A 25,414-nucleotide genomic window follows, 5' to 3' on the forward strand; every position below is an offset into this window, starting at 1 on the left:
CCTGAACGAAGGCGATGAAACCGCGATGACAATGCAGCGCCTGCACACGGGATGGGCTAGCGTGCAGCCATCTTCGTGCCAGGGAACCGCACCGATGAAGCACCTTCCGCTTGCTGGTCTGTTGCTCCTTTCGCTCACCGCCTGCAGTGCTGGCCCCGACAAGCAGGGGGCGGCCGGCAGTGGCAGCGACACTCCGGCCGAAACCGCCTCGGCGACCGGGCCCGCGCAGTCGGCGGATCCCGACCTGGCCGCCCGCCCGGCCAACGACCTCCGCAAGGACAGTCCAGCGCGCCTGGACGGCTTCGGCGGCGTCACGCTGGGCGCCGGCATCGCCGAGGTCCGCAGCGGCTTCGGCACGCCGCTGCAGGGACTGGGCACCGACGCCAATGGCAAGCCCCTGCCGGCCGACGACAGCAACGACGGCTGCTACTTCCTGCGTCCGCAGGGCGCCGAAGACCCTCGCCTGATGATCGAGGCACGCAAGCTGGTGCGCTATGACGTGCGCAGTGCGGCGATCGTCGCTCCGGGCGGCGGCAAGGTCGGCATGACCCTGGGCGAGCTGCAGGTGCTGTACCCAGAGCGCGCGGACGTCGGCCCTGACAAGTACGACGAGAAGGCGCAGCACCTGCGCGTGCGGCCGGCGCAGGAAGGCGGGGCGGTCATCGACTTCGCGCTCGGCGCCGATGGTCGGGTCAGCGCCTGGCGGGTCGGCCAGACCCCGCAGGTCGATTACGCCGAAGGCTGTGGCTGATCCTTGATCCACCGCCCAGCGATGCGCTCGGGCCAAGCGTAGAATCGCGCCACCACTGCTGGGGAGTGCTCGATGATCGCCATTGCCATTGCCTGGTTCCTGCTCGGCCTGCTGTTGCTGGCGCTGGGCGGGGATTCCATCGTCAAGGCCGTGTCCGGCCTGGCCCAGCGCTTCGGGGCCAGCCCGTTCACTGCCGGGCTGCTGCTGCTCGGGGTGACCACCTCGTTGCCGGAACTGGCGGTCAATGCGCGCGCGCTGGCGGTCGGCCAACCGGAGCTGGCACTGGGCAATGCCGTGGGCAGCAGCATCGTCAACCTGGGCTTCACCCTGGCGGTGGCAGCCATCGCCGCGCCCCTGTTGCTGCGCGCGCGCCTGCAGACGGTGCTGTGGTGGTCGCTGCTGGTGGCCGGCGTGCTGCTGGTCCTGTTCGGGCTGGATGGTCGCCTGGCGCGCTGGGAAGGCGGCGTGCTGGTGGCAGGCTTCATCGTCGTGCAGGTGCTGCTGCTGCGCCGCGGCCGCGTTGAGCGTGCCGAGGTGCAGGCGGCCATCGCCGAGTCCGCCCTGAGCCGCACCAGCCTGCCGTTGAACGTGCTGCGGGTGCTGATCGCAGCGCTGACGCTGTACTGGGGCGCGCGCCTGGTCGTGGGCGCCGCCGCTGACTTCGGTGCCGCGCTGGGCTGGACACCGCTGCTGGTCGGCCTGCTGCCGGTGGCGATCGGCACCGCACTGCCGGAGGTGGCAACCGCAATTGCTGCCGCGCGTCGCGGCCACGGCGACATGGTGCTTGGCCACGTGCTGGGCTCCAGCGTGGTCAACCTGCTGCTGGTGATCGGGGCGATGGCGGTGTTGCAGCCGTTGGCGTTGCCGGCCTCGTTCGTGCGCCTGGAACTGCCGGCACTGCTGGCGTTCGCCCTGGTGCTGTACCCGATGCTGCGTGGCGATCTGAAGATCAGCCGCAGTGAAGGCGGAATCCTGCTGGTCGCGTTCGCCGGCTGGTTCGTGCTGGAGCTGCTGCTGGTCGGCGCGGCATGAGGTAGTTCCGGCCGCTGGCCGGCAACCTCACTGCCTCTGACGGAACCCTTGCCACTGCCGGCCAGCGGCCGGCACTACCGGTTCTGCGTGGCTTCCTCTTCCCGCGCCGGTTCCGGCGGCGGAAGCTGTTCCTCGGCAGCCGGCTCGTTGCCCGGCAGGCTGGGACGGGTTTCCATCAGCAGCGACAGCGCCGCCTTGGCCATCATGTGGGCGCTGATCGGCGCGGTGATGAACAGGAATACGGTGATCAGCAGCTCGCGCGGCTGCGGGTCCTGGCCCAGGAAGATGTGGTAGCAGACCGAGCACACCAGCACGCAGCCCACGCCCAGCGTGCTGGCCTTGGTCGGCGCGTGCAGGCGCTTGAAGAACGTGGACAGCTTCACCAGCCCCAGTGCGCCGACCAGGATGAAGAAGCAGCCGAACAGCAGCAGGATCGACAGGCCGATCTGTATCGCGGTGATCATTCGACGATGTCCCGGCGCAGCACGAACTTGCTCAGCACCACGGTGCTGCCGAAGCCGAGCATGGCGATGACCAGTGCGGCTTCGAAGTAGATCGCGGAGTTGAGGTACATGCCGAACAGCATCAGCTCGGCAATGGCGGTCACCGACAACGTGTCCAGTGCGAGGATGCGGTCGGGCACGGTCGGTCCGCGCAGCAGGCGCCAGGTGGCCAGCAGCATGGCCAGGCCGACCACGTGCATGCACACCACCAGCGTGGTCTGGATGATCTGGAATCCAGTCATGGGAAGATCTCCATCAACGGTGCCTCGTAGCGGCGCTTGATCGTATCGATCAGGTCCTGTGGGTCCTCCAGGTGCAGCACGTGCACCAGCAGGAACTTGCGGTCGTCGCTGAGCGCGGCCGAGACCGTGCCCGGGGTCAGCGTGATCATGCTGGTCAGCGCCGCGATGCCGTGGATGTTGGCGATGTCCAGCGGCAGCCAGATGAAACCGGGGTGGATCTTCTTCTCCGGGCCCAGCACCTGCAGGGCCACGCGGATGTTGGACATCAGGATGTCCCACAGGGTCACGCATACCAGCTTGGGCAGCGGCCGCAACGTGCCGATGCGCGCGAACTCGCGGTCCAGGCGTGCGGCGAACAGCGGCACCACCACGCCCAGCACCAGCCCCAGCACGATCTGGCCGAGGGTGAAGCTGTCGGACATCAGCAGCCAGAATGCCACCACCATGATGCTGAGCATCGGCGAGGGAATCAGGCGACGGAACAGGGAGCGCTGGGCGGTCATGGCTGGCGGATCTCCGGTGCGGTCGCGCGCAGCTGCTGCACGTACTCGCTGGGTTGCAGCAGCTGTGCGGCGGTGGCGTCGGTGTAGCGCATCAACGGTGCAGCGGCCAGCGTCATCCCGATGCCGTAGGCCAGCAACAGGCAGGCGGCGTAGAGCTCCACCCGGCGCAGAGGAGCCTTGCGCGGCTTCGGCGCCTCCGGATCGACAGGCGGCACGCGCCAGAACAGGCGGATGCCGCCGCGGGTCAGGCCCATGATCACCAGCAGGCTGCTGACCAGCACCGCGGTCCAGACCGGAGCGGTGTACTGCGCCGGCATGCCGGCCAGCAGTGCGGCCTTGGCCAGGAAACCGGACAGCGGTGGCAGGCCGGCCACCGACACCGCGCCGATCAGGAACAGCACGGCGGGTGTCTCCTTGCCCGGCATCGGCGCGACCACTTCCTTGCGGTCGCTGGCACCGCCGCGACGACGGCGGATCAGGTCGGCGATCAGGAACAGCGCGGCGGCGACGAAGCTGCTGTGCGGCAGGTAGTACAGGCCGGCCGAGAGCACCTGCGGCGTGCCCACCGAGAAGGCGATGAACAGCGTGGCTGCCGACACGATGACCAGGTAGGAGATCAGCACGCGCAGGCGGGTCGCGGCGAGGGCGCCCAGGCCGCCCAGCACCAGCGTCGCCACACCGGCCCACAGCAGCCAGTCACGGCCGTAGCCGGCCATCGCGCCGGCATCGTCGCCGAACCACAGCATCTGGATGCGCAGCACCGAGTACAGGCCGACCTTGGTCATGATCGCGAACAGCGCAGCCACCGCCGCCGGTGCGCGCGAATAGGCTTCCGGCAGCCACAGGTACAGCGGCATCAGGGCGGCCTTGGCGCAGAACACCAGCAGCAACAGGCCCATCGTCGCCTTCACCAGGGTCAGCTGCGCCGGCGGTACCTCGGCGATGCGCTGCGACAGCTCGGCCATGTTCAGCGAACCCAGCGTGGCGTACAGCAGGCCCAGCGCGATCAGGAACAGGGTCGAGGCGGTGACGTTGAACACCACGTAGTGCAGGCCGATGCGCATGCGCAGGCCACGGCCACCACTGAGCAGCAGGCCGTAGGAAGCGATCAGCATCACCTCGAAGAACACGAACAGGTTGAAGATGTCGCCGGTCAGGAACGCACCGTTGAGGCCGACCAGCTGGAACTGGAACAGCGCATGGAAGTGCGGTGCGCGGCGGTCCCAGCCCGAGCAGGCGTGCAGCAGGCAGGGAATGGCCAGCAGCAGGGTGGTCAGCAGCATCCACGCCGAAAGCCGGTCGGCCACCAGCGCGATTCCCAGCCGCGACGGCCAGTCGCCCAGCAGGTAGACGTTGATATCACCGCCCGCGGTCGACGCGAACAGCAGGCCCACCGCCAGCGCCAGCGCCGACAGTGCGGTCCAGGCCACCGCGCGCTGCACCCTGGGGCCGTAGCGGCGGTGTTCGACGAACAGCGACAGCGCGGCGCCGAGCAGCGGAATCAGGATCGGCAGGATCACCAGGTGGTTCATGCGCGGTCCTCGCCCTGCCGTGGCGGCACGCGATCATCCTGCAGGTCGTCATCCGGCTCGTGCGCGTCCACATGGTCGCTGTGGTTGTCGCTGCGGCTGCGCATGGCCAGCACGATGCTCACCGCGGTCATCGCGAAGGCGATCACGATCGCGGTCAACACCAGCGCCTGCGGCAGCGGGTCGGTGTAGTTGCCCAGGTGGCTGTCCACGCCGTCCTGCAGTACCGGCGCCTTGCCCAGCACCACGCGGCCACCGGCGAAGATCAGCAGGTTGGTCGCATAGGACAGGAAGGTCATGCCGAGGATCACATCGAAGCTGCGCGCACGCAGCAGCAGGTAGATGCCGATGGCGGTCAGCACGCCGATCGCGGTAGCCAGGGCCAGTTCCATCAGTGCATCTCCCCGGTGCGTGCCGAGCGGCGTTGCAGGTCGATCTCACCCTTGCGGGCGGTACGGGTACGCGATGCCTTGATCGTGCCCATCATCGACAGCATCAGCATGGCACCGCCGAACACCACCAGATAGACGCCGATGTCAAAACCAATCGCACTGGCCAGCGGCACGTCGCCGATCAGCGGCAGGTGCAGGTCGAGGTGGCCGCTGGTCAGGAACGGCACGCCAAACAGCATCGACGCGCTGCCGCTGAGCAGGGCGATCAGCAGGCCCATGCCGATGCAGCGGATGTAGTCGAAGCCGAAGCGCGACTCCACCGACGCAGTGCCCTGGATCACGTACTGGATCAGCAGCGGCACCGCCAGCACCAGGCCGGCGATGAAGCCGCCACCCGGCGCGTTGTGGCCGCGCAGGAACAGGAAGATCGACACGGTCAGGGTCAGCGGGAACATGATCTGGGCCAGGTCGGCCGGCACCGGCAGCTTGATCGGCGGGCCGGGCATGATCTGCTCCGGCGCCATCCGCGTGCGCCGCAGCAGGGCATGCACCACCAGCGCGGCGATGCCGAACACGGTGATCTCGCCGAAGGTATCGAAGCCGCGGAAGTCGACCAGGATCACGTTGACCACGTTCTGGCCATAGGCCTCGGGCAGGGCACGGGCGAGCAGCTCGCCGGCCATGGTGTTCGGCGGCAGGGTCATCGCGGAATAGGCCAAGGCGCCAAGTCCGGCACCGGCGATGATCGCGATCACCGCGTCACGGCGCTTGCGCCAGCGCGGCCGCTCCGGCCCGGACTGCGCAGGCAGGTAGTTCATGCCCAGCAGCATCAGCACCAGGGTCACCATCTCCACCAGCAGCTGGGTCAGGGCCAGGTCCGGCGCGGACAGGAACACGAACGTCAGCGCCACCATCAGGCCGACGCCGCCGACCAGCAGCACCGCCAGCAGGCGCTGCTTGTAGATACGCAGGGTAGCCACCGCGCAGGCCATCATCACCAGCCACAGCGCCCAGCCCAGCAGCGGGATCGGCTGCGGCCTGGTCCAGTTCGGCGAGGCGGGGTTGGCCACGAACGGCGCGGCGGCGGCCACGATCGCCACCAGCACCAGGCCCAGCAGCATGCGCTGAAGGCTGCCGTTGGCGATGCCGTTGGTCAGGCGCATGGCCAGTGCGGAGATCGCGTCCAGCTGCGCATGGAACACATTGCGGCCAGTGCTGACGTTGGTCACGGCGTGCAGGTTGATCAGCTTGCGCAGGCCGAAGTACAGCGCCACGCCGCCGATCACGCCGATCGCGCTCATCGCCAGCGGCAGGTTGAAGCCGTGCCATACCGCCAGGCTGTACTCGGGCATGGCGTCGCCGAGGATCGAGGCCGCAGCGGCGTGCAGCACCGGCGCTACGGTCAGTGCCGGTGCCACGCCCACCGCCACGCAGATCACCACCAGCAGTTCCACCGGCACCTTCATCCAGCGCGGCGGTTCGTGGGGCACGCGGTCCAGGTCGTGCGGGCCGGGGCCGAAGAAGGTGTCGTGCACGAAGCGCAGGCTGTACGCCACCCCGAATACGCCCGCCAGCAACGCTGCGATCGACACCGCCGTGCGCATGATTCCCGGGCCGCCGGCCGTGATCGCTTCGGCGAACAGCATTTCCTTGGACAGGAAGCCATTGAGCAGGGGGATGCCAGCCATCGCCAGCGAGGCGATGATCGCCAGCGCGCTGGTAAACGGCATCAGCCTGCGCAGGCCTCCCAGCTTGCGCATGTCTCGGGTACCGGTCTCGTGGTCGATGATGCCGGCGGCCATGAATAGCGAGGCCTTGAAGGTGGCGTGGTTGAGGATGTGGAACACGCCGGCCACCACCGCCATCGGCGTGGACAGGCCGAACAGCAGGGTGATCAGGCCCAGGTGGGAAATGGTCGAGTACGCCAGCAGGCCCTTCAGGTCATGCTGGAAGATCGCATTCCAGGCGCCGATCAGCAGGGTCAGTGCGCCGATGCCGCTGACCGTGTAGAAGAACAGGTCGCTGCCGGCCAGTGCCGGATGCAGGCGCGCCAGCAGGAACACGCCGGCCTTCACCATGGTGGCCGAGTGCAGGTAGGCCGAGACCGGGGTCGGCGCCGCCATCGCGTGCGGCAGCCAGAAGTGGAACGGGAACTGCGCGCTCTTGGTGAAGATGCCGGCCAGTACCAGGAACAGGGCGTAGGGGTACAGCGCGCTGGCGCGGATCTGCTCGCCAGCAGCCAGCACCACGTCCAGGTCGAAGCTGCCGACGATGCGGCCGATCAGCAGCACGCCACCGAGCAGGGCCAGGCCACCGCCACCGGTAATCACCAGCGCCATGCGTGCGCCTTCGCGGGCGTCCTGGCGGTGCGACCAGAAGCCGATCAGCAGGAACGAACTGATGCTGGTCATTTCCCAGAAGATCATCAGCAACAGCAGGTTGCCCGACAGCACCATGCCCAGCATGGCGCCCATGAACAGCAGCAGGTAGCAGTAGAAGCGGTGCGCGTTGTCCTGCTGGCTCAGGTAGTAGCGCGCATACAGCACCACCAGCGCGCCGATGCCGAGCACCAGCCCGGCGAACATCCAGGCCAGCCCGTCCAGTCGCAGGGTGAAGTCCAGCCCGATCTGCGGCAGCCAGGGCACCAGGGTGCGGACCACCTGGCCATCGAGCACCGACGGGGTCAGCCAGCCGAGGATGGCCAGCCCGCCCAACGGCGCCAGCGCCGCCAGCCAGGCAGCAGTCGAGCGCGAACTACGGGGGAAGGCCGCAACAGCCGCTGCCATCAGGAACGGCAGGGCCAGCAGCAGGGGCAGGCTGGGGAGCATGCAGGGAATCCATGATTCACGAGCAGGTCAGGGAGGATAACAGGCTGCGAAATGTCGCCGAAACCCATCGAACAGCGATCAATTGCATGTAACGTTCGCTGATTCATTTTTTCTGCGATGCAACATCACATTCCTGCATCCCTTCCCTGGCTGCCCTCGGGGGACACCCTACGCCCACGCAGGGAGACCGCAGGCCCTGTCGCACAGGGGCTGCCGTCGACGGGCGGGCAATGGGGAGCGGATCACCGGCGCAGGCTGGCAGGGCTCCCGTGGACTACGGGTGACGGAATCCGCCCGTTCAGGAAACGACGGCCGCTGTCGGCCGCCGCCAGGTCAGTAGCGCCAGTCCAGCTTGCGGTAGAACTTGGCCATCACCCAGGCCGGGCCGATCAGCAGGTAGGTCAGGTCGGTCAGGAAGCTGGGCTTGCGGCCCTCGAATTTGTGGCCGATGAACTGCGCGATCCAGGCCACCACGAACACGCCCGCCGCCAGCCAGCGCAGGGCCTGCAGGCCGATCTCGGCCTCCAGCAGCCGGCACAGGCAGCCGAACACGAAGAACTGGATGAGCATGCCGATGCCCAGCGGGCGCGACAGCTTGTTGTAGAAGCACCACGCGCTGAACATCGCCAACGCCGACCAGATGCCGTACTGGAACCAGGTGATCAGCGGCGGCAGGCACCACAGCAGGGCCACCACCGACCACAGGATCGCCGGGACCGCCACCACGTGGATGCGCTGGTTGATCACATTGCGGTGGTCGTCGGAGTAGCTGGCGAAATAGCGGTCGATCGGCCGCGCAAGCTGGGTGGATGTCTGCATGCTGCGTCGCTTCCTCGGGCAACGGTAGTGCCGGCCGCTGGCCGGCACTCCAGAGCATAGCCGAGTTCGCGAGGTTGCCGGCCAGCGGCCGGCACTACCGCGATCAGAGCGCCCCCCCGCCTTTCCGGCCGGGGGGACGCGGGGGGATCAGTCGACGCTGATCCCGGCCAGGCGCTGCAGCGCCTCGGCGTACTTGGCGCGGGTGCGCTCGATGATCTCGGCCGGGATGCTCGGGCCCGGGGCGGTCTTGCCCCAGTCCAGCGTCTCCAGGTAATCGCGCACGAACTGCTTGTCGTAGCTCGGCGGGCTGGTGCCCACTTCGTATTCGTCGGCCGGCCAGTAACGGGAGGAATCCGGCGTCAGCATCTCGTCCATGATGTACAGGCGGCCATCGGCGTCGGTACCGAACTCGAACTTGGTATCGGCCAGGATGATGCCGCGCTCGCGGGCGTAATCGGCCGCGAACTTGTAGATGCGCAGGGTGGCGTCGCGCACGCGCTCGGCCAGTTCCGCACCGACCTGCTTCACCATCGCATCGAAATCGATGTTCTCGTCATGGTCGCCGACGGCGGCCTTGGTCGAGGGGGTGAAGATCGGCTCCGGCAACTGCTCGGCCTGGCGCAGGCCATCGGGCAGGTCAATGCCGCTGACCTTGCCGGTGCGCTGGTAGTCCTTCCAGCCGCTGCCGATCAGGTAGCCGCGGGCGATCGCTTCCACCGGCACCGGCTTCAGCTTGCGGGTGACCACCGCACGCTTGGCGTACAGGGCTGGGTCCACGCCTTCGGGCAGCACGCTGGCCACGTCGATGCCGGTCAGGTGGTTGGGCATCAGGTGCGCGGTCTTGGCGAACCAGAAGTTGGAGACCTGGCAGAGCATCTCGCCCTTGCCCGGAATCGGGTCAGGCAGGACCACGTCGAACGCCGACAGGCGATCGGTGGCGACCATCAGCAGGTACTCGCCCGGCGGGGTTCCGGCTGGCAGCCGCTCGCGCGGGATATCGAACACATCACGCACCTTGCCGCGATGGCGCAAGGGCAGGCCGGGGAGATCGGATTGCAACAGCGTGGTTGGCACGGGCACTCCTGGGGCGTTGTCGATACGGCTGCTGCCCAACGGACCCGGCGGGCCCGCTGACCAGCGGGCGGCCTAGTGTAAAGCGGTCCGGGCCCGCTGTGACGTAAAATGAGCGTCCATTTCGTCGGTCGACCCCGGAGCGCCATGCGCTGGTACGGAAAACTGCTCGGATTCATCGCCGGCGCCCTGCTGTTCCGGCCCAATCCGCTGTTCGGTGCGGTGGTCGGCCTGTTGATCGGCCACGCCTTCGATTCGGACTGGTTCCGCCTGAACAAGGAGAACCCGTACCGGGAGCTGGGGCTGACCTCCGAGGCCACCGATGCCGAGGTCGAGCGCGCCTACCGCAAGCTGATCTCGCAGTACCACCCCGACAAGCTGGGCGGTGCCGCCCCCGAGCTGCAGCAGCAGGCCGAGCAGAAGTCGCGGCGGATCAATGCCGCCTACGACCGCATCAAGACCCTGCGCAAGCGCTGATTCCAGAGTCCCGCCTGCGGGCGGGAGAACCTTTTCCCCGTTCCGAAGGCCCCGGCCATGTCCAACTGCCTCATCGCCCCCTCCATCCTGTCTGCCGACTTCGCCCGCCTCGGCGAGGAAGTCGACAACGTCCTCGCCGCTGGCGCGGACTGGGTCCACTTCGACGTGATGGACAACCACTACGTGCCGAACCTGACCATCGGGCCGATGGTCTGCCAGGCGCTGCGCAAGCATGGCGTCACCGCGCCGATCGACGTGCACCTGATGGTCGAGCCGGTGGATCGCATCATCCCGGACTTCGCCGAGGCCGGTGCCACCTACATCAGCTTCCACCCGGAGGCGAGCCGCCACGTGCACCGCACCATCCAGCTGATCCGCTCGCTGGGCTGCAAGCCGGGCATCGTGCTCAATCCGGCCACTCCGGTGGACATCCTCGACTGGGTGCTGGATGACCTGGACCTGGTGCTGCTGATGTCGGTCAACCCGGGCTTCGGCGGCCAGGCCTTCATCCCCTCGGCGCTGGACAAGCTGCGCGTGGTGCGCAAGATGATCGATGCCAGCGGCAAGGACATCCGCCTGGAGATCGACGGCGGCGTGAAGGCCGACAACATCGGCGAGATCGCCGCTGCCGGCGCCGACACCTTTGTCGCCGGTTCGGCCATCTTCAACGCCAGGACCAGCTACCAGGATGTGATCGCGCAGATGCGCGCCAACGTCGCTGCGGCACGGGGCTGAGCCATGAGTACGGTGGCCGTGTTGAACATCCGCCCGGCCACCGTAGCCGATGCTGGCCTGATCCTGCATTTCATCCGCGAGCTGGCCATCTACGAGAAGGCCGAGCATTCGGTGCAGACCGATGAGATCGGCATCGCCGAGAGCCTGTTTGGTCCCGATGCCACGGCACGCGCACTGATCTGCGAAGCCGACGGCGAGGCCATCGGCTATGCGGTGTATTTCTACAACTATTCCACCTGGCTGGGCCGCAAGGGCATCTACCTGGAAGACCTCTACGTCAGCCAGGAAAAGCGCGGTGCGGGCGCCGGCAAGGCACTGCTGAAGTACATCGCGCGCCAGGCCGTGGCCGAGGGCTGCGGCCGTTTCGAATGGTCGGTGCTGGACTGGAACACCCCGGCCATCGAGTTCTACACCGCTGCCGGTGCCAGGCCGCAGGACGAGTGGACCGTGTACCGGTTGCAGGGCCAGGCGCTGCACGATTTCGCCAACGGGTGAGGCGTGTGGTGGCTGCGTACCGCAACCCGGTGGGTGCGAACCTTGGTTCGCACTCCCTGCGTACCCCCCCCAAAAAAAAAGCCACGCCAATCACTGGCGTGGCCTCGCTGCATGCGTGGGAGGCTGATCCTGCCTCCATCCATCGTCCCTGCTATGGCCTTCCATTCTCCAGCAACTGAATGACACCTGCGTGACATTCACCGCGGGCAAACAGCGCATTGCTAGCCTGTGCCACCCCCTCCTGGAAGTACCGCATGACCACCCCGCGCTGGCGCCTGATCCTCAATGGCAAATCCGCTGGCAACGAGGAGCTGCGCGATGCCGTCGGCCACTGGCGCGGACAGGGCGTGCAGCTGGACGTGCGGGTGACCTGGGAGGACGGTGACGCCGAACGCTACGTGGCCGAGGCCATCGATCATGGCGTGGACGTGATCGTTGCCGCCGGTGGCGATGGCACGCTCAGCGCGGTGGCCGAAACCCTGGCGCATCGTGAGGAAGCGGCGGATGCGCTGCCCTCGCTGGCGCTGATCCCGATGGGGACCGCCAACGATTTCGCCACGGCTGCGGGTATTCCGACCGAGCCTGAGGGCGCGTTTGCGTTGATCGGACAAACCACGCCGCGTGCCATCGATCTGCTGCGCGTGGATGCCGATGGCACGCCCTGGTGGTGCGCCAACCTCGCCAGCGGTGGCTTCGGCACGCAGGTGACGGTGGAGACCGATGCCGGCCTGAAGAAGATGCTGGGCGGGCTGGCCTATGTGATCACCGGCATCGCCAAGCTGGGCCGCATCGAGCCGATCACCGCGCGGCTGTCCGGCCCGGATTTCGCGTGGGAAGGCGACTTCATCGCCCTGGGCATCGGCAATGGCCGGCAGGCCGGCGGTGGCCAGCAGTTGTGCCCGCAGGCCGTGATCGACGATGGGCTGCTGGATGTCACCGTGCTTCCGGAACTGGAAGGTGAGGTCACCGCCACGCTCGGCCAGATGCTGAAGTCGGGCACCCAGGCGGCGCTCGAACAGCTGGCCACGCGCGCGCGGCTGCCGTGGCTGCAGATCGACGCACCGAAGGCGCTGACCCTCAACCTGGACGGCGAACCAGTCCAGGCCCGCCAGTTCCGCATCGCGTGCGTGCCGGGCAGGGTGCGGATGCACCTGCCGACCGGATGCCCGTTGCTGGCCGGGCAGGGGTAGGGTCGACTGTTGGTCGACTGCTCTTCGTTCCGACGGCGTAAAACCCCGCGCTACGCGCGCAAGTCGACCAACAGTCGACTCTACCGGTCCGCGCCACCGGTCCCCGCGGCCGGCTCGGCCGTCCCGTGGTTCAGTTTCCCAGGGTTCCCCTCCCGCCCCGGCTGCGATACAGTCAGGGGGTGTCCAGCCTGACGACCCCGCATACCCTTTCTTCCGCACGCCGTTGGTGGCGATGGTGGCCCGTTGCCGTCGTCCGCCCCCATAACGCTGTGTCCCGGAAGGAAAGTCGTCTTGAACTCGCACGCTCAGTTTCAGCAGCAGGCCGCTGAAGGCCACACCCATATTCCCGTCGTCCGTGAAGTGCTGTCCGACCTGGACACGCCGCTTTCGGTCTATCTGAAGCTCGCCGACGGCCCCAATACCTACCTGTTTGAATCCGTCGAAGGCGGCGAGCGCTTTGGTCGTTACTCGATCATCGGCCTGCCGGCGCGTCGCGTGTACGCCTTCCATGGCCACACGCTGACCGTGCGCGAAGACGGCCAGGTGGTGGACACCCGCGAAGTGGCCGACCCGTTCGCCGAGGTCGAGGCGCTGCGCAGCGCCCACTCGGTGCCGAAGCTGGACGGCCTGCCGGGCTTCACCGGTGGCCTGGTCGGCTGGTTCGGTTTCGAGTGCATCGGCTACATCGAGCCGCGCCTGGCCCCGCCGGCCGGCCGCGATGAGCTGGGCACGCCGGACATCCTGCTGCTGGACTCCAACGAGCTGGCGGTGTTCGACAATCTGAAGGGCCGGCTGTACCTGATCGTGCACGCCGACCCGCGCGTCGACGGTGCCTTCGAGCAGGCCCAGGCGCGCCTGGATGCACTGACTGCCAAGCTGCGTGCACCGGGTGCCGGCTATCCGGCGCCGCTCAACAGCGACGTGCTGGACGAATCGGATTTTGTCTCCGGTTTCACCCGCGAAGGGTTCGTCGATGCGGTCCAGCGCAGCAAGGAATACATCCGCGCCGGCGACATCTTCCAGGTGGTGCTCAGCCAGCGCCTGAGCGTGCCGTTCAAGGCGCGCCCGGTGGATGTGTACCGCGCGCTGCGTGCACTGAACCCGTCGCCGTACATGTACTTCCTGGATGTCGGCGACCTGCAGGTGGTCGGTTCATCGCCGGAAATCCTGGTACGCCTTCAGGATGGCGAAGTCACCGTGCGCCCGATCGCCGGCACCCGCCCGCGTGGCGCCACGCCCGAGCTGGACCTGGCGCTGGAAGCCGAGCTGCTGGCCGATCCGAAGGAACGCGCCGAGCATCTGATGCTGATCGACCTGGGCCGCAACGATGCCGGCCGCGTCTCGAAGGCAGGTACCGTGGAGGTGGGCGAGCAGTTCGTGATCGAACGCTACAGCCACGTGATGCACATCGTCAGCGAAGTGACCGGGCAGCTGCAGCCGGGCCTGAGCTATGCCGACGTGCTGCGTGCCACCTTCCCTGCCGGAACGGTCAGCGGCGCGCCGAAGATCCGCGCGCTGGAAGTGATCCGCGAGCTGGAACCGATCAAGCGCAATGTCTACGCCGGCAGTATCGGCTACATCGGCTGGCACGGCGATGCCGATACCGCGATCGCGATCCGCACCGCGGTGATCAAGGATGGCCGCCTGTACGTGCAGGCCGGTGCCGGCATCGTCTACGACTCGGACCCGGACAAGGAATGGGACGAGACGATGAACAAGGGCCGCGCGCTGTTCCGCGCCGTCGCCCAGGCCGCCAAGGGCCTGTGATCCTCCCCGTGCCGTGGCCTGCGCCGCGGCACCTTCCGCTGTTCCCATTCAAGACAAGGAGTACCGCATGAAGCTGCTGAGCGCATTGCTGTGGTCGTCACTGCTGGCCACGATGGCCCCGTCTGCGTGGGCGCAGGCCAACACGATTCCCTCGCAGCCGCACCTGCTGGTGAAGGGGCAGGGCAGCCGCACGGTGATGCCGGATCGGTTCGGCCTGCAGTTGAACATCGAAGAGACCGACATGGACGCCGACGCCGCACGCCGCCGCGTGCAGGACAACGTTGCCCGCGTGCTGGCACTGTTCAAGCAGCACAAGGCGGTGGAGGGCAGCGTGCGCGCGGACAACCTGCGGATCGGCCCGGCCACGCGCTATGAGCAGAACCGGCAGGTCTTCATCGGTACCCGCGTATCGCGCCAGCTGCGTGCCAGCTTCGCCAGCGTGAAGGCGATGCAGGATGTGCTGGGGGCGTTGAAGGCCAACGAGAACGTACAGGTGAGCAGCCTGGCGCCGACCTATTCGGGCGAAGTGGCGCTGCGCCGCGAACTCAAGGGCGAGGCAGCGGCCCAGACCCGCGAGTCCGCGCAGGGCCTGGCCAAGGCCTATGGAACAAGAGTGCGTGGCCTGTACAGCATCTCCGATGTGGCGCCGGACTTCGCCTACGGCATCCGGGCCGGGCAATGGCCGCAGCAGGGCGAGGACGGCGGGGACCTCGACAGGATCTCGGTGACCGGCAGCTACGCGCCCGCCTCCGCGCCCGCGCCCGCGCCCGCTGAGCCCGAATCCATTGAAGCCGGCCCCATCACCTACACCGAAAACGTGTACGCCATTTTCCTGATAAGCGACGGAACCTGACCATGTTGTGGATGATCGACAACTACGACAGCTTCACCTACAACCTCGTGCAGTACCTGCAGACGCTGGGCGCCGAGGTGAAGGTGGTGCGCAACGATGCGATGAGCGTGGACGAGATCGCCGCGCAGAAGCCCGAGCGCATCGTCATTTCGCCCGGCCCGTGCACGCCCAACGAAGCGGGCGTGTCGCTGGAGCTGATCCAGCGCCTGGGCCCGACCACGCCGATCCTCGGCGTTTGCCTGGGCCACCAGGGCATCGGCCAGGTCTACGGCGGCACGGTCATCCGTGCCGGCAACATCATGCACGGCAAGACCTCGCCGATCCGCCATGAAGGCAAGGGCGTGTTCGCCGGCCTGCCGGACCGCTACCAGGCCACCCGCTACCACTCGCTGGTGGTGGACAAGAACAGCCTGCCCGATGTGCTGGAAGTGACCGCCTGGACCGAGAACGACGACGGCTCGATCGAAGAAATCATGGGCCTGCGCCACCGCCAGTTCCCGGTGGAAGGCGTGCAGTTCCATCCCGAATCCATCCTCACCGAACACGGCCACGCCCTGCTGCGCAATTTCCTGCAGCGTCCGGCGGCCTGATCCAAGGAGCATTCCCATGAGCTTCTCCCCCCAGGAAGCCCTGCATCGCACCATCGAACACCGCGAAATCTTTTTCGACGAAATGGTCGACCTGATGCGGCAGATCATGCGCGGCGACGTCTCGCCGATGATGACCGCGGCGATCCTGACCGGGCTGCGCGTGAAGAAGGAGACCGTGGACGAGATCGCCGCGGCGGCCACCGTGATGCGTGAATTCGCCCGGCCAGTGCCGGTGGCCGATACCTCCAACCTGGTTGATATCGTCGGTACCGGTGGCGATGGCTCGCACACCTTCAACATCTCCACCTGCTCGATGTTCGTGGCCGCTGCCGCCGGTGCGCGCGTGGCCAAGCATGGCAATCGCAGCGTGTCGTCCAAGTCCGGCAGTGCCGATGCGCTGGAAGCGCTGGGCGCGGTGATCGAACTGCAGCCGGATCAGGTGGCCGCGGCCATCGAGCGGACCGGCATCGGCTTCATGTTCGCGCCGATCCACCATCCTTCGATGAAGGTCGTTGCGCCGGTACGCCGCGAGATGGGCGTGCGCACCATCTTCAACATCCTCGGCCCGCTGACCAATCCGGCCAGCGCGCCGTCGGTGCTGATGGGCGTGTTCCATCCCGATCTGGTGGGCATCCAGGCCCGCGTGCTGCGCGAGCTGGGCACCGAGCGCGCCATGGTGGTCTGGGGCCGCGACAACATGGACGAGATCTCGCTGGGTGCCGGCACGCTGGTGGGCGAACTGCGCGACGGCAAGGTGCGCGAGTTCGAGATCCACCCGGAGGACTTCGGCATCGCCATGTCGGCCAGCCGCAACCTGCGCGTGGACAGCCCGGAGCAGTCCATCCAGATGCTGCGCGCGGTACTGGACAACGAGCCCGGCCCGGCGCTGGACATCGTTGCGTTGAATGCCGGCGCCGCGCTGTACGTTGCCGGCGTGGCCAGCGACATCGGCGACGGCCTGGCCCGCGCCCGTGCCGCCATCGCCAACGGCAGTGCCCGCCAGCGCCTGCAGCAGTATGTTGAGACCACCCGCGCGCTGGTTGCCTGAGCGCGCGGTTCAGCCTGACCCCGTCGATGGCCGATAATGGCCGTCCTCACCGCCCCCGCACCGAACCGAAGACGATGAGCGACATCCTGCAGACGATCCTGGCCCGCAAGGCCGAAGAAGTGGCCCAGCGCCGCGCCCAGCGCCCGCTCGAGGCGCTGCAGGCCGCCGTGGCCGGCGCCCCGCCGGTACGTGGCTTCGTGCGCGCCTTGCAGGCGGCGGTGGCCAACGGCGATCCAGCGGTGATCGCCGAGGTGAAGAAGGCCAGCCCGTCCAAGGGCGTCATCCGCCCGGACTTCCGCCCGGCCGACATCGCCGTCAGCTACGAATTCGGCGGTGCCAGCTGCCTGTCGGTGCTGACCGACGTGGACTTCTTCCAGGGCGCCGACGCCTACCTGCAGCAGGCGCGCGAGGCGTGCACGCTGCCGGTGCTGCGCAAGGACTTCGTCATCGACGCCTACCAGGTGTACGAGGCACGCGTGCTGGGCGCCGACTGCATCCTGCTGATCGTCGCCGCGCTGGACGACACCCAGCTGGCCACGCTGTCCGAACTGGCGCTGTCGCTGGGCATGGACGTGCTGGTGGAAGTGCACGACATCGACGAGCTGGAGCGTGCGCTGCAGGTGCCGGCGCCGATGATCGGCATCAACAACCGCAACCTGCGCACGTTCGAAGTGTCGCTGCAGACCACGCTGGACATGCAGAACGCGGTGCCGCGTGACCGCCTGCTGGTCACCGAGAGCGGCATCCTTGGCCCGCAGGACGTGGCGCTGATGCGTGACGCCGGCATCCATGCCTTCCTCGTCGGCGAAGCCTTCATGCGCGTGGAAGAGCCGGGCGAGGGCCTGCGTCAGCTATTCTTCGCGGCATGACAACGCACTATCCAACGCCGCGCGAGGATGCGCCGCTGGTGGTCTTCGACTTCGACCACACCCTGTACGACGGCGATTCGGGCACCCACCTGTTCGCCTCGCTGATCAAGCGCAACCCGCTGCGCATGCTGGCGGCGCTGCTGGTCACGCCGATCGCCGGGCCGATGGTGGCGATGCTGCCGACCCGTCGCGCGGGCATCTCGGTCTATGTGTGGATCGGCAGCTTCGGCCTGCACCGTGCGCGCGACTTCAACAAGGTGATCGACGCCTATGTGCTGCGCAACCAGGCGCAGATGCGCGCCAAGCTGCTGCCGCAGGCGCTGGAGGTGTTCGCCGCGCACCGCGCCAAGGGCGACCGCGTGGTGGTTGCCACAGGTGCGCCGCCGGAGCTGGCGCGCGCGATCCTGGCTTTCGTGGCCCACCAGGACGTACCGGTGATCGGCACCGAGGTCGGCCCACGGCTGGGCGGCGTCGGCCCGACCCGCCACTGCCACAACGAAGAGAAGATGCGCATGCTGCGCGAGCGCGGCTACGGCGACATCGATATCGCCTATTCCGACAGCACCGCCGACCTGCCGCTGCTGCTGGCAGCCAAGGCGCCGGTAGTGGTGAACCCCAAGCCGGGCCGGGTGGCGTTCTTCCGCCGCGTGCTGCCGGCGGGCACCCGCATCCTCAACTGGGGTTGCGTGGACCGGGGCGGCGACAAGGCCTGATCCCGCCGCACGGTGATGGATCTGCCGGCCAGCGGCCGGCACTACCCTTCTCCGTCGCGGTTGTGCCGGCGCTTCTCTGTCCCGGTAGTGCCGGCCGCTGGCCGGCAAACGCTCAGCGGTACAGGTGCCCGTACACCGCGTGGCCAATCTGGAACAGGCTGATCCCCAGCACCAGCACGCCGACGGCCACCAGCACCCAGCGCTCCTTCACCCGCTTGACCAGGATGGCCGCTACCGGCGCGGCCATCATGCCGCCGATCAGCAGGCCGGCGACGATCTGCAGGTGCTGCACCCCCATCGACAGCAGGAAGGTCGCCGACACCGTCAGCGTGACCACGAACTCCGCCGCATTGACCGTGCCGATCGTGGTGCGCGCCTGGCCACCCCGGGCGAGCAGGGTGGACGTGGCGATCGGCCCCCAGCCGCCGCCACCGCTGGCGTCGAGCAGGCCCGCGAAGAAGCCCAGCACCGGTACCCGGCGGATCTCGCCCTTGGGCATCCAGCGTCCGGCCGCGCGGGCCAGGATGATGATCGCCAGCACCAGCAGGTACAGGTAGATCAGTGGCCGGATGATCTCGCCCGGGATCTGCGTGAGCACGTACGCGCCCACGGCACCGCCCACCGCGCCAGGCAGGGCCAGGCGCAGGAACAGGCGCTTATCGACATTTCCGGCTGCGAGGTGCGACACACCCGAGGCGCCAGTGGTGAACACTTCAGCGGTGTGGATGCTGGCGCTGACCTGCGCCGGGGGCAGGCCCATGCTCAGCATCACCGACGAAGACACCAGGCCGAACGCCATGCCCAGCGCGCCGTCGACCAGCTGTGCGCCCAGGCCGATGAGGATGAACCACCAGAATTCGCTGCTCAGTTCCATGCCCCGAGCCTAGCGCGCGAAGGAGTGCGGACCAAGGTCCGCACCCACCGGGTGCTCAACGGTCAACGGGTGCCGTACAGCACCACGGTCTTGCCACGGGCATGCAGCAGGCCGTCGGTCTGCAGCTTCTTCAGCACGCGGCCGGCCATTTCCCGCGAGCAGCCGACCAGGCGTGCCAGCTCCTGGCGGGAGACGCGCAGCTGGCTGCCCTGCGGATGGCTCATCGCCTCCGGTTCCTGCGCCAGGTCGTGCAGGGTGCGCACGATCCGGTCGGTAACGTCCAGGAATGCCAGGCGGCTGGCCTTGCGGCTGGTGTCGAGCAGGCGCTTGGAGATCTGCTGGCCCAGCGCGTACAGCAGGCGCGGGGCGTCGGCCGACAGCGGGCCGAGGAACAGCTGATGCAGGCGCTCGTAGCTGATTTCAGCCAGCTCGCAGGCGGTACGGGTCCGCAGGATCACCTCGCGGCGGTCCGATTCGACGAACAGGCCCATCTCGCCGACGAACTCGCCGGCACCGAAGTAGCCCAGCACAAGCTCGCGATCGTCATCTTCCTCGGCCATGATCGAAACCGAGCCGCTGATGACGTAATACAGGGTTCCCGCCGGGTCACCGGGTCGGAAGACGTCGGTACGGGTGGGATATCGCCGCCTGTGGCTGTGCGCCAGGAAACGATCGATTGTGGCGATATCCAGGGCCAGTGGACTGCTAGCTAGGCGCACGGTTGACACGATAGGGGCGCTCCCTCTGCGCATGAACGGATTCACGGGGTCGATAGCGGAGCTTAACCAGCGCAATTGTTAAGGGCAAACAGTGTGCCAGAACTCTTGCGTCTTCACGTTCCCCCCGGGGGCAGTTTGCCCCATAATTCCCCCTTTCCCTTCTTACACAGGAATCGACCGCCGTGGTCAAGCCGTTGCCTCGCCTGAGGCTGCAGGGTTTCAACAACCTCACCAAGGCGCTGAGCTTCAACATCTATGACGTGTGTTACGCGCGCACCGAAGAGGAGCGTCAGCGTTACATTGAATACATCGATGAAGAGTACAACGCCGACAGGCTGACTCAAATCTTGACCGATGTCGCCGAGATCATCGGCGCCAACATCCTGAACGTGGCCCGCCAGGACTACGACCCGCAGGGTGCCTCGGTGACCATCCTGATCTCCGAAGAGCCGGTGATCGACAAGAAGCAGGCCGGCAAGGAACTGATTCCCGACGCCGTGGTCGCGCACATGGACAAGAGCCACATCACTGTCCATACCTACCCGGAAACCCATCCGCAGGAAGGCATCGCGACGTTCCGCGCGGACATCGACGTGGCCACCTGTGGCGTCATTTCGCCGCTGAAGGCCCTGAACTACCTGATCGAGAGCCTGGAATCGGACATCGTGATCATGGACTACCGTGTCCGTGGCTTCACCCGCGATGTGAAGGGCAAGAAGCATTACATCGATCACAAGATCAACTCGATCCAGAACTTCCTGGCCAAGAACATCAAGTCGCGTTACGAGATGTTCGACGTCAACGTCTACCAGGAAAACATCTTCCACACGAAGATGCACCTGAAGGACTTCGACCTGGACCAGTACCTGTTCGAGGAAAAGGCCAAGAACCTGTCGTTCAAGGAACGCATGAAGATCGAAGCGCTGCTCAAGCGCGAGATCGAAGAGCTGTTCCACGGCCGGAACCTGTCCGAGTAAGCCCCATGTGCGATGCCCGCAGGCATCGCCGCCCAGGCGGGACGACCCGCCCCGTGGAACCAGTGCCTCGCACGCGTTACAGTTCCACGGTGATGTACCGACCCACGGCCCGGTGTGAAAACACCGGGCCGTTTCGTTTTTCCCAAAAAGGTAAGGAGCCCCCACCCATGCCCTGGATCTATCTGCTGCTGGCCGGCCTGTTCGAGATCGGTTTCGCCCTCGGAATGAAGTACTCCGAAGGCTTCAGCAAACCCCTGCCCACCGTTGCCACGGTGGTGTCCGCCCTGATCAGCCTGTACCTGATGAGCCAGGCGATGAAGAGCATCCCCGTCGGCACCGCCTACGCGATCTGGACCGGCATCGGCGCCATGGGCGTGGCGGTGCTGGGCATCTACCTGTTCAACGACAGTGCGTCGCCGGCCCGCCTGGCCTGCGTGGGCCTGATCGTAGCCGGCGTGATCGGCCTGAAGCTGGTCTCGCCGAACTGATTGATGGCCCGACCAACGGTCGGGCCCCACCGTCGCCCCCGCACCTCCTGGTAGGCCCGCACCGTTGGTGCGGGCGACCCTTCAAATGCGGTAGGCGATGGTCTTCATCACCCTGGAAGCCAGCGCCATCGCGCCCGGGATCGGGAACGGCAGGCGGCGTGCGCCGGCCTGTTCGGCGTGCTCCGCATGGCGGGCCTCGTCTTCCTTCATCACCTGGATGACCGCGCGGCTGCGCAGATCGCCGGCCGGCAGGTCGACCAGGTGCTCGTCCAGATGGGCTTCCACCTGGCGCTCGGTTTCAACCACGAAGCCCAGGTTCCAGCCGTCGCCGCGCAGACCCGCCAGGGTGCCGATGGTGTAGCTGCCGGCGTACCACAGCGGATTGAACAGGCTCGGGCGGCTGTCCAGTTCATCCAGTCGGGTCGCGCACCAGGCCAGGTGATCGGTCTCTTCCTGGGCCGCTTCCAGCAGGTGTTCACGGGTGGCCGGGTCGCGGGCCACGGCCGCCTGGCCGAAGTACAGGCCCTGTGCGCAGACCTCGCCGACATGGTTGATCCGCATCAGCCCCGCGGCGTGGCGGCGCTCGGCGCGGTCCATGCCCGGCTCGCCGGTGCCTGCGGCCGGGTAGGGGCGGGCCGCCGGAGGGTTGCCGAACACCGTGTCCAGGGCGCGCTGCGCCTCGGTCAGCAGGTGGTCCAGCGGGGTGGTCTGGCGGAGCACGGTCATGGCGGCACGCGGTGGGGCGGGAGACGCGCCGATTCTCGCCCGCCCCCGCTCCCCTGCCAACCCGGGGCAGGGCCAGCTTGCACCGAGGGCGTGACCTGCGTACAATCCCGCCTCTTGCGCTTCACCTTTCACAACGCGTGGCAGAGTTCCGGCGAGTCCTTCGCCGCAATGAGCCCGACCTAACCTAGAGTTCTTCATGAGCACTTTCACTGCCAAGAACGAGACCGTCCAGCGCGACTGGTACCTCGTCGACGCCGAGGGCAAGACCCTGGGCCGTCTCGCCACCGAGCTGGCCCGCCGTCTGCGCGGCAAGCACAAGCCGGTCTACACCCCCCACGTTGATACCGGCGACTACCTGGTCGTCATCAATGCAGAAAAGATTGCCGTCACCAGCAAGAAGCTGCAGGACAAGATGTATCACCGTTTCACCGGCTACATCGGCAACCTGAAGACCGAATCCCTGGCCCAGGCGCTGGAGCGCCACCCGGAGCGCGTGATCGAGATCGCCGTGAAGGGCATGCTGCCGAAGGGCCCGCTGGGTCGCCAGATGTACCGCAAGCTCAAGGTCTACGCCGGCACTGAGCATCCGCACGCCGCACAGCAGCCGCAGGTTCTGGATATCTAATCATGGCTATCACTCAAAACTACGGCACTGGCCGCCGCAAGTCCTCCACCGCTCGCGTGTTCCTGCGCAAGGGTTCGGGCAACATCACCGTCAATGGTCGTCCGCTGGACGAGTTCTTCGGTCGTGAGACCGCGCGCATGATCGTGCGCCAGCCGCTCGAGCTGACCAAGAACACCGAAAGCTTCGACATCCTGGTCACCGCCGCTGGCGGCGGCACCACCGGCCAGGCCGGTGCGATCCGCCTGGGCATCGCCCGTGCGCTGGTCGAGTACGACGAAACCCTGAAGTCCGAGCTGCGCAAGGCCGGCTTCATGACCCGTGACGCCCGTGAAGTCGAGCGTAAGAAGGTCGGTCTGCACAAGGCCCGCCGCGCCACCCAGTTCTCCAAGCGCTGATCTACCGCGCCTGGTTGGGCTCCTGCGGGAGCCCGCTGGTTGGAAAAGCAAAAGCCCGGCTTCGGCCGGGCTTTTGTCGTTTTGGAGTCAGGCATTTCGTGGTTGCCGGCCAGCGGCCGGCACTACCCGGGGTTTCGCATCTCGGAAGGGGTGGGGTCAGAGCCTTTTCCTTTGGAAAAGGATCCGACCCCGGGCCTCTCTCTGGAGAAGAGCCCCCTTGATGTTCAAGGGGGCGCGCCGACAGGCGCGGGGATAAGGTGGGATGCGCGACCAAATTAAAAGCAAAAGGCCAGATCTTTCGATCTGGCCTTTTGCTTTTAATTTGGCTGCCCCGGATGGATTCGAACCACCGAATGCCTGAGTCAGAGTCAGGTGCCTTACCGCTTGGCGACGGGGCAAAACGTGCAACTATTTTCTCACTTTTCACACTGAAAAACAACTTGATTTTCAGTGTGGTGGCTATGGGTGGACTCGAACCACCGACCCCAGCATTATGAGTGCTGTGCTCTAACCGGCTGAGCTACATAGCCTTGGTGAGCCCGCTATTCTGCGGATGTGTATCGACCCTGTCAACACTTTTGTGTCGTGCTTGTGGGCCGACAGAGGGCATGGGATAGTCCCGACCAGTAGATTTTCTTAGGAGTCCGCATCGTGATCGATCCGGACGGCTATCGACCGAACGTCGGCATCGTGCTGATGCGGCAGGACGGCCAGGTGTTCTGGGCACGACGCGTGCGCCGGGATGGCTGGCAGTTCCCGCAGGGTGGCATGAACACCGACGAGACGCCTGTCGAGGCCATGTATCGTGAACTGCAGGAAGAGACCGGCCTGCTGCCTGAGCATGTGGAAGTGCTCGGGGCCACGCCCGGCTGGCTGCGCTACAAGCTGCCGGCGCGGGCCATCCGCCGCAACGAGCGGCAGGTCTGCATCGGCCAGAAACAGGTCTGGTTCCTGCTGCGCCTGACCGGCGACGAATCCCACGTGACGCTGGACCACACCGACTCGCCCGAGTTCGACCACTGGCGCTGGGTCGACTTCTGGTACCCGGTAGAGCACGTGGTGATGTTCAAACGCGGCGTCTATGCGCGTGCCCTGCGACACCTCGCGCCACTGGCGCGCGGCGTGGCCGGGCAGGGCGTCACCGCCATGCCCAAGAGCGCCGCGGAGGCCTGGATGCCGGGCCACACCGCCGGGCACGACCGCCCGCGCAAGCGCCCGCGGACCCGAGGGTACTGGCCGAAGAAGGTCACGGGCGACGGCCCGGCCAGCTGACCGGCTGAACGGTATCGAGAATGGTTCAGGTCTCTGATTGACAACCATTCTCGTTTCCATTGGAATAGCCACCAGGCCGCTTGTGGCCTGTCAGCCCGGTTCCCGCCTGTGTACGTCTGCATCTGCAACGGAGTCACCGACCACCAGATCCGCGAAGCCGCCAGCCATGGCGTCAGCACGGTGGCCGAACTGACCATGCGTACCGGTTGTGGTGCCACCTGCGGTTCCTGCCTGGACATGGCCGGCGACCTGCTGGCCAAGGCACGTGCGACCCACGATCTGCCGCTGCCGGTATTGGGCCTGGCGCAGGTCGCCTGATCGCCTTTTCGCGGCGCGTTGACGCCGCGCTTTCGCATCCTTCACTTTCGGCCGCGCAGGCCAATGCGCACGATTCGCGTTCCTTCACGAGCGCACGCGAGGCGTTAAAGTGCCTGCGTTTTCAGCGTGCAGGAGCACCCCCATGAAGGGCGACACCAAGGTCATCGAATTCCTCAACAAGGTCCTCTACAACGAGCTGACCGCGATCAACCAGTACTTCCTGCACGCCAAGATGCTGAAGAACTGGGGCATCAAGGAACTGGCCGAACACGAGTACAAGGAATCGATCGACGAGATGAAGCATGCCGACATGCTCGCCGACCGCATCCTGTTCCTTGAAGGCCTGCCGAATTTCCAGGCGTTGGGCAAGCTGCGCATCGGCGAGAACCCGACCGAGATCCTGCAGTGCGACCTGTCGCTGGAACGCGATGGCGTGGTCACCCTGCGCGAGGCCGTGGCCTATTCCGATTCGGTTGGCGACTACGTCAGCCGCCAGCTGTTCGTGAAGATCCTCGATTCGGAAGAGGAGCACATCGACTGGCTGGAAACCCAGCTGGACCTGATCGAGCGTATCGGCGAGCCGAAGTACCTGCTGAGCAAGCTGGAAGAGTGA

At 66.7% G+C, this 25,414-nt stretch carries 30 protein-coding genes and 2 tRNA genes; 19 read left to right on the forward strand and 13 right to left on the reverse strand.

Annotated elements, in window-relative coordinates:
- Positions 1–94 precede the first annotated feature (94 nt).
- Together VG556_RS12395 and VG556_RS12400 are read left to right on the forward strand one after the other, a co-directional pair.
- Entirely contained in the window at positions 95–751 is a 657-nt protein-coding gene (locus tag VG556_RS12395; RefSeq protein WP_046432891.1) for a hypothetical protein, read from the forward strand.
- A 72-nt stretch (positions 752–823) separates the two neighbouring features.
- The gene (locus VG556_RS12400) at positions 824–1,783 is read left to right on the forward strand and encodes a sodium:calcium antiporter (protein WP_100450711.1); all 960 of its coding nucleotides are present in this window, start codon (positions 824–826) and stop codon (positions 1,781–1,783) included.
- 74 nt (positions 1,784–1,857) lie between these two features.
- Here VG556_RS12400 and VG556_RS12405 read toward each other — a convergent pair whose 3' ends face one another.
- The 8 genes from VG556_RS12405 to VG556_RS12440 form a co-directional block, all read right to left on the reverse strand.
- Complete coding sequence (locus VG556_RS12405; RefSeq protein ID WP_014648679.1) at positions 1,858–2,247, reverse strand: Na+/H+ antiporter subunit G; 390 nt, start codon at positions 2,245–2,247, stop codon at positions 1,858–1,860.
- The gene (locus VG556_RS12410; RefSeq protein ID WP_006399171.1) at positions 2,244–2,528 is read right to left on the reverse strand and encodes a K+/H+ antiporter subunit F; all 285 of its coding nucleotides are present in this window, start codon (positions 2,526–2,528) and stop codon (positions 2,244–2,246) included. Before VG556_RS12410 ends, VG556_RS12405 begins: the two co-directional genes overlap by 4 nt.
- Positions 2,525–3,031, reverse strand: coding sequence for a Na+/H+ antiporter subunit E (locus VG556_RS12415; protein WP_032957141.1), 507 nt, complete (start codon positions 3,029–3,031; stop codon positions 2,525–2,527). Before VG556_RS12415 ends, VG556_RS12410 begins: the two co-directional genes overlap by 4 nt.
- Positions 3,028–4,563, reverse strand: a complete 1,536-nt coding sequence (locus tag VG556_RS12420) for a monovalent cation/H+ antiporter subunit D (RefSeq protein ID WP_053494952.1) — start codon at positions 4,561–4,563, stop codon at positions 3,028–3,030. The genes VG556_RS12415 and VG556_RS12420 overlap by 4 nt, the downstream gene beginning before the upstream one ends.
- Positions 4,560–4,952, reverse strand: coding sequence for a Na+/H+ antiporter subunit C (locus VG556_RS12425; RefSeq protein WP_100450710.1), 393 nt, complete (start codon positions 4,950–4,952; stop codon positions 4,560–4,562). Before VG556_RS12425 ends, VG556_RS12420 begins: the two co-directional genes overlap by 4 nt.
- Positions 4,952–7,780 (reverse strand): monovalent cation/H+ antiporter subunit A, encoded by a 2,829-nt coding sequence (locus VG556_RS12430; protein ID WP_423179989.1) that lies wholly within the window; start codon positions 7,778–7,780, stop codon positions 4,952–4,954. Before VG556_RS12430 ends, VG556_RS12425 begins: the two co-directional genes overlap by 1 nt.
- A gap of 333 nt (positions 7,781–8,113) precedes the next feature.
- The gene (locus VG556_RS12435) at positions 8,114–8,599 is read right to left on the reverse strand and encodes a DUF962 domain-containing protein (protein WP_100450709.1); all 486 of its coding nucleotides are present in this window, start codon (positions 8,597–8,599) and stop codon (positions 8,114–8,116) included.
- A 147-nt stretch (positions 8,600–8,746) separates the two neighbouring features.
- On the reverse strand, positions 8,747–9,673 hold the full coding sequence (locus tag VG556_RS12440; protein ID WP_014648673.1) for a phosphoribosylaminoimidazolesuccinocarboxamide synthase: 927 nt from the start codon (positions 9,671–9,673) through the stop codon (positions 8,747–8,749).
- Between the two features lie 144 nt (positions 9,674–9,817).
- On the opposite strand from VG556_RS12440, the gene VG556_RS12445 reads away from it, so the two are divergent.
- The 10 genes from VG556_RS12445 (at position 9,818) to VG556_RS12490 (ending at position 18,407) form a co-directional block, all read left to right on the forward strand.
- Positions 9,818–10,147, forward strand: coding sequence for a J domain-containing protein (locus tag VG556_RS12445; RefSeq protein ID WP_005411327.1), 330 nt, complete (start codon positions 9,818–9,820; stop codon positions 10,145–10,147).
- Between the two features lie 57 nt (positions 10,148–10,204).
- Positions 10,205–10,882: a ribulose-phosphate 3-epimerase gene (gene rpe, locus VG556_RS12450; protein ID WP_100450708.1), complete on the forward strand. Its 678-nt coding sequence runs from the start codon at positions 10,205–10,207 to the stop codon at positions 10,880–10,882.
- Positions 10,883–10,894: 12 nt separating this feature from the next.
- Positions 10,895–11,377, forward strand: coding sequence for a GNAT family N-acetyltransferase (locus VG556_RS12455; RefSeq protein ID WP_075076652.1), 483 nt, complete (start codon positions 10,895–10,897; stop codon positions 11,375–11,377).
- Between the two features lie 254 nt (positions 11,378–11,631).
- Positions 11,632–12,567 (forward strand): lipid kinase YegS, encoded by a 936-nt coding sequence (gene yegS / locus VG556_RS12460; protein ID WP_100450707.1) that lies wholly within the window; start codon positions 11,632–11,634, stop codon positions 12,565–12,567.
- 291 nt (positions 12,568–12,858) lie between these two features.
- A complete protein-coding gene (gene trpE / locus VG556_RS12465; protein ID WP_100450706.1) occupies positions 12,859–14,334 on the forward strand; it encodes an anthranilate synthase component I in 1,476 nt (491 codons plus the stop codon).
- A 67-nt stretch (positions 14,335–14,401) separates the two neighbouring features.
- Positions 14,402–15,187, forward strand: a complete 786-nt coding sequence (locus tag VG556_RS12470) for an SIMPL domain-containing protein (RefSeq protein ID WP_049404521.1) — start codon at positions 14,402–14,404, stop codon at positions 15,185–15,187.
- A 2-nt stretch (positions 15,188–15,189) separates the two neighbouring features.
- Complete coding sequence (locus VG556_RS12475) at positions 15,190–15,777, forward strand: anthranilate synthase component II (protein ID WP_014038739.1); 588 nt, start codon at positions 15,190–15,192, stop codon at positions 15,775–15,777.
- A gap of 16 nt (positions 15,778–15,793) precedes the next feature.
- Complete coding sequence (trpD, locus tag VG556_RS12480) at positions 15,794–16,825, forward strand: anthranilate phosphoribosyltransferase (RefSeq protein WP_100450705.1); 1,032 nt, start codon at positions 15,794–15,796, stop codon at positions 16,823–16,825.
- A 74-nt stretch (positions 16,826–16,899) separates the two neighbouring features.
- Positions 16,900–17,694 carry an indole-3-glycerol phosphate synthase TrpC gene (trpC, locus tag VG556_RS12485; protein WP_032960709.1) on the forward strand — a complete coding sequence of 265 codons (795 nt, stop codon included), beginning with the start codon at positions 16,900–16,902 and terminating at the stop codon, positions 17,692–17,694.
- A complete protein-coding gene (locus tag VG556_RS12490) occupies positions 17,691–18,407 on the forward strand; it encodes a haloacid dehalogenase-like hydrolase (protein ID WP_005419826.1) in 717 nt (238 codons plus the stop codon). Before trpC ends, VG556_RS12490 begins: the two co-directional genes overlap by 4 nt.
- A 112-nt stretch (positions 18,408–18,519) precedes the next feature.
- Here VG556_RS12490 and VG556_RS12495 read toward each other — a convergent pair whose 3' ends face one another.
- Positions 18,520–19,281 (reverse strand): sulfite exporter TauE/SafE family protein, encoded by a 762-nt coding sequence (locus VG556_RS12495; protein WP_010482650.1) that lies wholly within the window; start codon positions 19,279–19,281, stop codon positions 18,520–18,522.
- Positions 19,282–19,343: 62 nt separating this feature from the next.
- The gene (gene crp, locus VG556_RS12500) at positions 19,344–20,033 is read right to left on the reverse strand and encodes a cAMP-activated global transcriptional regulator CRP (RefSeq protein ID WP_010482649.1); all 690 of its coding nucleotides are present in this window, start codon (positions 20,031–20,033) and stop codon (positions 19,344–19,346) included.
- Positions 20,034–20,182: 149 nt separating this feature from the next.
- Here crp and speD point away from each other — a divergent pair, with 149 nt between their 5' ends.
- Both speD and VG556_RS12510 read left to right on the forward strand, forming a co-directional pair.
- Entirely contained in the window at positions 20,183–20,977 is a 795-nt protein-coding gene (gene speD, locus VG556_RS12505) for an adenosylmethionine decarboxylase (RefSeq protein WP_014648662.1), read from the forward strand.
- Positions 20,978–21,144: 167 nt separating this feature from the next.
- On the forward strand, positions 21,145–21,465 hold the full coding sequence (locus VG556_RS12510) for a DMT family transporter (protein WP_005419816.1): 321 nt from the start codon (positions 21,145–21,147) through the stop codon (positions 21,463–21,465).
- Positions 21,466–21,546: 81 nt separating this feature from the next.
- Here VG556_RS12510 and coq7 read toward each other — a convergent pair whose 3' ends face one another.
- A complete protein-coding gene (coq7, locus tag VG556_RS12515) occupies positions 21,547–22,191 on the reverse strand; it encodes a 2-polyprenyl-3-methyl-6-methoxy-1,4-benzoquinone monooxygenase (protein ID WP_014648661.1) in 645 nt (214 codons plus the stop codon).
- 196 nt (positions 22,192–22,387) lie between these two features.
- On the opposite strand from coq7, the gene rplM reads away from it, so the two are divergent.
- Both rplM and rpsI read left to right on the forward strand, forming a co-directional pair.
- Complete coding sequence (rplM, locus tag VG556_RS12520) at positions 22,388–22,816, forward strand: 50S ribosomal protein L13 (protein WP_111144270.1); 429 nt, start codon at positions 22,388–22,390, stop codon at positions 22,814–22,816.
- Between the two features lie 2 nt (positions 22,817–22,818).
- On the forward strand, positions 22,819–23,211 hold the full coding sequence (gene rpsI, locus VG556_RS12525) for a 30S ribosomal protein S9 (protein WP_005411311.1): 393 nt from the start codon (positions 22,819–22,821) through the stop codon (positions 23,209–23,211).
- A 323-nt stretch (positions 23,212–23,534) separates the two neighbouring features.
- Here rpsI and VG556_RS12530 read toward each other — a convergent pair.
- A tRNA-Gln gene (locus VG556_RS12530) sits at positions 23,535–23,609 on the reverse strand.
- Between the two features lie 55 nt (positions 23,610–23,664).
- A tRNA-Met gene (locus tag VG556_RS12535) sits at positions 23,665–23,741 on the reverse strand.
- Between the two features lie 121 nt (positions 23,742–23,862).
- Here VG556_RS12535 and VG556_RS12540 point away from each other — a divergent pair.
- The 3 genes from VG556_RS12540 to bfr all read left to right on the forward strand — a co-directional run bounded on the left by VG556_RS12540 (position 23,863) and on the right by bfr (position 25,414).
- Positions 23,863–24,483 (forward strand): RNA pyrophosphohydrolase, encoded by a 621-nt coding sequence (locus tag VG556_RS12540; protein ID WP_014648660.1) that lies wholly within the window; start codon positions 23,863–23,865, stop codon positions 24,481–24,483.
- 108 nt (positions 24,484–24,591) lie between these two features.
- On the forward strand, positions 24,592–24,801 hold the full coding sequence (locus VG556_RS12545) for a (2Fe-2S)-binding protein (RefSeq protein ID WP_005411309.1): 210 nt from the start codon (positions 24,592–24,594) through the stop codon (positions 24,799–24,801).
- 142 nt (positions 24,802–24,943) lie between these two features.
- On the forward strand, positions 24,944–25,414 hold the full coding sequence (gene bfr, locus VG556_RS12550) for a bacterioferritin (RefSeq protein WP_005419804.1): 471 nt from the start codon (positions 24,944–24,946) through the stop codon (positions 25,412–25,414).

Origin of the sequence: Stenotrophomonas sp. CASM106, from assembly GCF_049384825.1 — a bacterium.
Taxonomy (GTDB): Bacteria; Pseudomonadota; Gammaproteobacteria; order Xanthomonadales; family Xanthomonadaceae; genus Stenotrophomonas; species Stenotrophomonas muris.